General features: G+C 46.9%; 5 protein-coding genes. 3 read left to right on the top strand and 2 right to left on the bottom strand.

Translation table 11 applies throughout. The features are described 5' to 3' along the window. Positions 1-57 precede the first annotated feature (57 nt). On the bottom strand, positions 58-789 hold the full coding sequence (locus tag AC3A14_RS23305; RefSeq protein WP_318698548.1) for a hypothetical protein: 732 nt from the start codon (positions 787-789) through the stop codon (positions 58-60). A gap of 96 nt (positions 790-885) precedes the next feature. Between AC3A14_RS23305 and AC3A14_RS23300 the strand changes: the two genes are divergently transcribed. The 3 genes from AC3A14_RS23300 (at position 886) to AC3A14_RS23290 (ending at position 6,697) form a co-directional block, all read left to right on the top strand. Beyond that, positions 886-3,522: a CHAT domain-containing tetratricopeptide repeat protein gene (locus tag AC3A14_RS23300; protein ID WP_318734140.1), complete on the top strand. Its 2,637-nt coding sequence runs from the start codon at positions 886-888 to the stop codon at positions 3,520-3,522. A 411-nt stretch (positions 3,523-3,933) separates the two neighbouring features. Further along, positions 3,934-5,454, top strand: a complete 1,521-nt coding sequence (locus tag AC3A14_RS23295) for a cyclic nucleotide-binding domain-containing protein (protein ID WP_318734142.1) — start codon at positions 3,934-3,936, stop codon at positions 5,452-5,454. A gap of 367 nt (positions 5,455-5,821) precedes the next feature. Then, complete coding sequence (locus tag AC3A14_RS23290) at positions 5,822-6,697, top strand: glycosyltransferase (RefSeq protein WP_318734144.1); 876 nt, start codon at positions 5,822-5,824, stop codon at positions 6,695-6,697. A 20-nt stretch (positions 6,698-6,717) separates the two neighbouring features. On the opposite strand, the gene AC3A14_RS23285 is transcribed toward AC3A14_RS23290, so the two are convergent. Further along, on the bottom strand, positions 6,718-8,130 hold a 1,413-nt coding region (locus AC3A14_RS23285; RefSeq protein WP_487779188.1), incomplete at its 5' end, for a cobaltochelatase subunit CobN.

Genomic DNA, 8,130 nt, shown 5'->3' with positions numbered 1-8,130 from the left:
ACAACTCGAATCTATGATCGACAATGTACCTCATAGCAGCGCTTCGCGCTGTAACGATCAAAAGGGCAATCCTGGGACACTCGGAACAGAAACTGGAGGTGCAGGAACTGGAATACCTTGAGCCGTACAGGTAAAACCTAAATCTCCAAATAATTGTAGGCAAACCGATCGCAGTGCCCCTTCTACCGTCACCGGCACAGTAAAGCCCTGAAACAGTTCCCCCGCAACAATCTGGGCGAATTCTTCTGGGGTAATATCTTGGATCTGGCCTAAAACATTGCCCACGACGGGTAACTTTTGACCAGCGCTTAAAATTATCGGTTCAGCAGCTTCTAAAGCACCTTGGGGAGTTACCAATACCGTACCTTCTAAAACCTTGATATTGCCATTATTTTCAGCATCGACTTCTAGGAGGTAGAGCGTTCCTTGGACGTTGACTAAAAAACCGGCAATACAGCCATCAACAGGACCGCTGACTAGAAGTTGACCGTTTTTGACTTCCACACATTGACCGACGGTAACGGAAGAATTGCTGCCCAAACGACCAACGGCTCCATTATTGAATTCTAAACCAGCTCTAGCTTCTTGGGTGAGCACCGCTTGACCAAAATCCGCTTGATCTTCGACTTGAGCGGGGTTTTCTTCGATGAATACTTCTTCGCTGTCTAAAATTTCGTTCACTTCGGCTTGGTTAATTTGGGCTAAAGTCGAGAGGGGAGAATAGAGCATTGCCCCACTCGCGAGTAGACTGCTGAGAAAAATACGGGAAATTCTGGAGATAGAGTTCATAGTAAAATTATGAGTTTTTTTCATTTAACCCCAACCCATTTTAGGCTGAGGATCGTTAGTGCCATCGTCGGGATAGTTTGGGGGGTTGGGGGCGAAATGGTTTTCGTCCCTACTCCGTTCGCTCTTCACGTGCCTCATGCAGAACCCCTAGCCTGGGGAGTGGAAAGTTCCCCAGAGGCGATGGAGATATTCCGAAAGGGAATGAAACACTATAGCCAAGGAACAGCCAGAGGACTGCGGGAGGCGCTAAAGTCTTGGGAAGTGGCGCTAAAGCTTTCGCAAGAGACTGAAAATACTGACCAGGAAATCATCATCCTCAATTGGATGGGGTTAGCCTATCGCGAGTTGGGGGAATTTGACCAAGCATTTTCCCTTTATAACCAGCTTTTACCGAGAACGGCTAGTCGTCCTCAAACGGAAGCCAGCGTCCTGTTGTCCTTGGCGCAGGTGCATACGAAGCTATCTAACTACCAAGAGGCGTTGGATCTTTATAATCAGGCGTTGGGGGTATGGCGTAGTGTCAATTTTCAAACGGGAGAAGCGGCGACTTTAAATAATTTGGCTGTAGTCTATACGGAGTTGGGGGACTATAACCAGGCGCTTGCCACCTACAACCGCGCTTTGGAGTTAGTTCAGGATCTGGGTAACCCAAAATCGATCGCCGCTACATTAAATAATATAGGCGGCAGCTATAGTGACTTGGAGCGGTATTCCCAAGCCTTGGTTCATTATCAAGATGCCCTAAAACTGTGGCAAGATGAGGAGGATCGTCGGGGACAGGCGAGTACGTTGAATAATATTGGCTTTGTGTATGCGAAACTGGATAAACCCGATAATGCTTTAGCGACTTATGTGAATGCTTTGCCGTTATGGGAAAAATTAGGCGATCGCGCCGGAAAAGCGAGTACCCTGAATAATCTGGGCTATGTTTATGCCCAACAGGGAAATTTAGAGTTAGCCCTAACCTACTATAATCAGGCTCTAGACTTACGGCGACAGGTGGGCGATCGCCCCAAAGAAGCTCTTACCCTCTATTCCATCGCCCAAGCGCAGCGCCAACAAGGGAAGCTTGAACTCGCCCAAGCCACCATAGAAAACGCTCTTACCCTGATTGAGGATCTCAGAACCCGGGTCAGTGTGCAAGACCTGAGAAGTACGTTTTTCGCCAGTAAGCAGGATTATTATGAGTTTTATATCGATCTGCTCATGGAGCGTCACCGCAATACCCCCGATCGCGGTTATGATACTCGGGCGCTAGAAGCCAGAGAACGAGCCAGTGGGCGATCGCTCCTAGACCTCCTCACAGAAGCTAAAGTTGACATTCGCACGGGTGTAAATCCGGAGCTAGTCCAAAAAGAACAAACCCTCAGTCAGCAACTAGCCGCCCTAGAAGAGCGAAAACTTAGGCTTTTGCGAGATAATTATCAAGCCGATCGAGCGGCCGAACTCGATCGAGAAATTGAAGATTTGCTACTGGCTTACCGAGATATTCAGGCTCGTATCCGCGCCACCAGTCCGAACTATGCTAACCTCACCCAACCCCAACCCCTGAGTGTGGCTCAGATCCAACAGCAAGTTGTGGATCGGGACACCACTCTAGTAACCTATTCCTTGGGAAAAGAGCGCAGTTATGTGTGGGTAGTGACTTCTGATGGGTTGCATAGCGCCGAACTGCCCAGTAGAGACGCGATCGAAAAAGCCGCCCAAGCGTTCCGAGAAGCCGTGATTTCCCCCAGGCTGAGAATTCGCCGAAGACGGGCAGAAGGGGCAGCCCATATCTTGAGTACGATGATTGTAGACCCCATTGCTGACCATCTGGAAGGGGAACGGTTAGCGATCGTGAGTGATGGGGGCTTACAATACATTCCCTGGGCAGCGATCGCCGCTCCTGCTTCCGTGAATACCTATACCCCCCTGATCGTTGATTATGAACTGATTGCCCTCCCCAGTGCTTCTAGTCTCAGTCAACTAAGGCAGGACATTGCCCAACGCCAAGCCGCTCCCAAAACCCTGGCGATCCTCGCCGATCCGGTGTTTAGTCCCCAAGACAACCGTCTTAATCCTGATATTCAACCGCCAGAAAATTTTTTACCGCCGGAATTAGAGCGATCGGCTAGAGAAGCGGGACTGATCTTCGATCGCCTCCCTTTTACCCAACAAGAAGCCGAAGAGATTCTCGCCCTATTGCCCAAAGGACAAACCACCCAAGGTTTTGGCTTCCAAGCCTCCAAAGCGATCGCAACAAGTCCCGACATCAGCCAATATCGTATCCTCCACTTTGCTACCCACGGACTACTCAACAGCATTACGCCCGAACTCTCTGGCTTAGTTCTCTCCTTACTCAACCCCCAAGGAGAAGCCATAAACGGCTTTCTCCGTCTCCACGATATCTATAACCTCAATCTTCGTGCTGAACTCGTGGTTCTCAGTGCCTGCGAAACTGGACTCGGAAAAGCCATTCGCGGTGAAGGATTAATTGGACTCACCAGAGGCTTTCTCTATGCTGGTGCAGCCCGGACAATCGTCAGTCTGTGGCAAGTTGATGACCGTGCTACCGCCCAATTAATGATTAATTTGTATCAAAATATGCTGCAAAAAGACCTTTCGCCAGCGGCTGCCCTCCGAGCTGCCCAACTCGAACTTTGGAATAGCGAACAATACAAACTTCCCTATTTCTGGGCAGCATTTACGCTTCAGGGAGAATGGCAACTTTCAGAATTACTTCCCAATTGATCTATACCCCCCTTCGGTCGCTTTTCAAAAAAGGGGAATGAAATCCTGATTCTTTCGTTGGCGATAATGCTCCGCATTGCTTCGCGATCTCGGGCTGTAATGACGGAAATTTCCGCTTCACGGACATAAAACGTCAGAATTTCCCAGAATGACAGAAGAGGAATACAGCACTTTGCTTGCGTTATAAAACACAAACTTGAATCCTCTCTCTCCATGTACCACAACCCTATTCCTTATTCCCTATTCCCTATTCCCCAGCGCAAAGCGCTGTATAAGCCCGGTAACCCCAGAAATATGATAGAACAGAACGAATGTCGATACATAGCAATACGCGCTGATATCGGAGTTAATTTCGGCGATCGCCAAACACTGAAACTTCTTTCCTCAGAGATTTTTCACCTCTGATTACCAATGACCAGCGCGATACCCGATGTATCGGTAATATACACCTCATACTGGGCCGACATGAGTAGCACGATCGCCAGACTTTGGCAAACGATAGTTAACCTGATCGATCATATTTCAAACACCTCCATTCTCACCATTGGCAATGAAAAGATCACCATTATTGCCATTATCAATATTCTCTTTTCCTTAGTCATTGTCCTCGTCTTTGCCAGACTACTCAAAAACTTCCTCAAATATCGTCTGCTCCAAAAGCTCAAAATTGATGAAGGGAACCGCCAGGCGATCGCCACTATTGTTGGTTACAGCTTTTCCACCATTGGTTTTCTAGTTATTTTACAAACCAATGGCTTTGATATTGCCTCTTTAACCGTACTCGCTGGTGGTTTAGGCGTTGGTATTGGTTTAGGCTTGCAAAGTATTACGAAAAACTTTACCAGTGGACTCACCCTATTGGTTGAACGAAAACTGCGCATCGGTGATTTTGTCCAATTTGATGGCATGGATGGCTATGTCAAAGAAATTTCTCTGCGCTCTACCTTAATTCGCACCCGGCGTGGCGGTTCCGTGATTGTTCCGAATAGCCATCTTGTGGAAAATATGATTCTCAATTGGGATTATGAATCCCCCACAAACCGGATTCACATTCCTGTTGGTGTCGAATATGGCAGCGATCCAGTTCTAGTGACTGAAGCCCTACTCAAAGCTGCGTATATGGAGCCTTCGGTTAGCTCAGACCCCCCACCCAAGGTCATTTTTATTGGTTTTGGAGCCAGTTCTTTAGATTTTGAACTCTGGGTTTGGGTCTCCCGTATTGATTTAGAACCTCATATCACCAGTTCCCTCAATTTTTTAATCGAATATCACTTAAGACAATACAATATTACCATCCCCTTTCCTCAGCAAGATTTATGGCTGAGAAATCCAGAAGTTCTCTATCCAGTCGGACGTAGAAAATCAGAAGTTCAGGAATTTTTAGAAGCCAATAAAAATCCAGAAATTCAAGACTCTAAGCCTCTGGCACTCCGGGATTTACTTCCCCAAGTTACCTACTTTAAGAATTTTACCGAACTGGAATTAAGGCAACTTATTGAAGTGGGCTGTCGCAGGCGTTTAAGGGAATCTGAAGTGCTTTTTCGAGAGGGGGATGCCGGGGATAGTTTTTATATTGTCTTATCCGGTACAGTTGAAGTTTATGTAGAAAAAATCAATAAGCATTTAACCAATTTGAGGACAGGTAGTTTTTTTGGTGAACTCTCTTTAATGTTAGGCATTCCTCGTACCGCTTCGGTTCGCGCCGTTGAAGAGACCATTTTATTTGCCATTAATCATAAGGGCTTTGAAAATTTGTTGCGCGAACACCCAGAACTTTCCGAGGTCATTGTCCAAGAGTTTGCTAAACACCAAGACGAACTCTCTGAACGCCAAAAGCAGTTGCGTGAATTGGGGCTAGTAGATGCTTCAGAAGATGATAAAAATCCGGTGGTTTGGGTGAGAAAACGGCTCAAGAATTTATTTGGTGTTTGATACAGTACTTGGCGCTGTGGTGGGCAATAGAGGAGTGGGGGGAGTGAGCAACAGACTCAATCTAGCAAGTGAGCTATTCTGGCTATCTTTAAAAACCACTATTGATCCAGGGCATAGCAGAGGCAATTAACTGCTGTAATGATCGTTGAGAATTAGCCGCAGTTGTGAACCAGGTTCATGGATGAGGAAACTTTTAGACGACTCTTACAGTCTCATCTTAAACTACTCTAGCATTCACTCAACTTAATCTAGAGATTATCTCTAGGAATATTCTTTAATCAAGATCTATTCCTAAATTCTGCTGCGTGGCAGTTTACGGGGTGCAATACCAGCAAATCATTGGTATTTAATTTTCCCATTACCCAACATGACTTCACTGATCTATAGTCATTTTGTTCCTGAGCGCAAACTCAATCTTCAGGCTCCCTTAACTTTAGCCTGCGATCGAGTTTCTGTGGTTATCCCTGTGAAAAATAATCAACCAGGGATTGATCGGTTTCTGACCTCTTTTTTTGATTCCCATCTCCCAGAAAACTATCCTCGTGAGATACTGATCGTTGATAATAATTCTTCTATTCCCATTGTTATTAGGGAAGATTTTGGTCATTTCAGCCTACCGATTAAACGCTTTGAATGTCAAGCGCTCGGTCCAGCTAGTGCGAGAAATTTAGGCATTCAAAAAGCTCAAGGAGAATGGATTTTATTCACGGATAGTGATTGTATTCCTACAGCCAGCTTTTTAACAGGTTACCAAACTATGCTCAATGGTGCAGTGGGTTATGCCGGCAATGTGCAACCCTTGCAACAAGATCAACTTTCTGCTTATTATGGCTCTCAAAAAATTCTGATTCCACCTTCAGTCCAAGATCAATTTGGGGATCTGCGTCCCCATTATGTGATTACTGCCAATACTCTAATCTGGAAGCCTGCTTTAGAATCAGTTGGTGGATTTGATGACCAGATTCAAATTGCAGCAGGTGAGGATATTGATTTGGGGTTTCGCCTTTCGGAAGTGGGTCAACTCTCCTATGCTTTGTCTTCATTAGTTTATCATGATTTTGGTCAAGGTTTATTCTCTTTTATTCGCCGATTTAAGCGATATGGAAAAGGGAATCAGTTGGTGGGATTGAAGCATGAGGTGGACTTGAAGCCACGACCATTTACACCAGCGGAAAAAAGTGGTTTTAATTGGTTCTTGTCCACTCTTCAATATGGCGCTTTAATGTGGGGATATTGGGATTAAACCAGTAGCGATCGCCTGTTCTACTCAATACTCGCTTCGGCTTGATGGACGATCGCCCTCAACGCATCTACCCGTTCCGCACTTGCACTTGTCCACAGTCCGCGCTGATGGGCTTCTAATAACCGTTCTGCCATATCTCGGAGCGCCCAAGGATTGTGCTTTTCCACAAACTCCTGTACCTTAGGGTCGAGTAGATAGGCTTCGCTTACGCCGTCATAAATGTGATCGGCAACACAATGGGTAGTCGCATCATAGGCAAACAAATAATCTACTGTTGCCGCCATTTCAAATGCTCCTTTATACCCATGACGCATAACACCGGCAATCCACTTCGGATTGACGACTCGCGATCGATAAACCCGGTTAATTTCCTCTTGCAGCGTGCGAATTTTCGGGTGATTCATAACGGCATGATCGCCAAAATAAACCGTGGGATTTTTCCCGGTTAATGACCGTACTGCCGCCGTTAATCCCCCTTGAAACTGATAATAATCATCCGAATCTAACAGATCGTGTTCGCGGTTATCTTGATTGTGAAGAACCACCTGTAAATCTTGTAAGCGTTGGGCAAATACTTCCGGTGCAGACTGACTTTCTCCTTGCCCCGTGTAGGCGTAACTGCTCCAATTGAGATAGGCGCGGGCTAAATCCTCATCCGTGCGCCAATTTTGGGACTCAATTAACCCCTGTAACCCTGCACCATACGCACCCGGTTTTGAGCCAAACATGCGATAGTGCGATCGCCCCCACGCCTGCTCTTCACTTAACCCTAACTCTTGCCATTTCTGGGTTTCCTCTCTTACCGTCGCCGCTAAAGGATTGTCCTCTTCCGGTTCATCCAACCCCGCAACCTTCTCCACCACCCGATTAAACAGATCGATCAAATTCGGGAAACCATCCCGGAAAAATCCCGAAATTCTCAATGTAACATCTACCCTCGGCCGTCCCAACACCGACACCGGAACCACTTCAAAATCGACCACGCGACGAGATGGGCCATCCCAAACTGGTTGTACCCCTAACAACCATAAAGCCTCAGCCAAATCTTCTCCTCCCGTCCGCATGGCTGAAGTGCCCCACATCGACAACCCCAAGGTTTTTGGATACTCCCCATTTTCCTGGGTATAACGTTCAATTAATGCCTCGGCTGCTTTTCGCGCCATTCCCCAAGCCGTTTCTGTGGGAATCGCCCGAATATCAACCGAGTAAAAATTCCGACCGGTGGGCAGCACTTCCGCCCGTCCCCGCGTCGGAGCGCCTGACGGCCCGCTGGAAACATAGTAGCCTTCTAGTCCGCGCAACAGGTTGGTAATTTCTTGGGCGGTTGCTTGTAATTGAGGATACAAGGTTTGCTGAATCCAAGTCAGTTCTGTTTGGGTAATGGGTAATGGGTTATGGGCAATTCCCCCATCTCCCCATCCCCCCATCTCCCC

This window comes from Roseofilum sp., from assembly GCF_982964205.1.
This window is presented reverse-complemented; position numbering and strand designations above follow the sequence as displayed.

What these genes read in the sequence shown, in the direction of transcription:
- AC3A14_RS23305 (WP_318698548.1), bottom strand. Translation starts at nt 789, where the DNA reads ATGAACTCTATCTCCAGAATTTCCCGTATTTTTCTCAGCAGTCTACTC.
- AC3A14_RS23300 (WP_318734140.1), top strand. Translation starts at nt 886, where the DNA reads ATGGTTTTCGTCCCTACTCCGTTCGCTCTTCACGTGCCTCATGCAGAA.
- AC3A14_RS23295 (WP_318734142.1), top strand. Translation starts at nt 3,934, where the DNA reads ATGACCAGCGCGATACCCGATGTATCGGTAATATACACCTCATACTGG.
- AC3A14_RS23290 (WP_318734144.1), top strand. Translation starts at nt 5,822, where the DNA reads ATGACTTCACTGATCTATAGTCATTTTGTTCCTGAGCGCAAACTCAAT.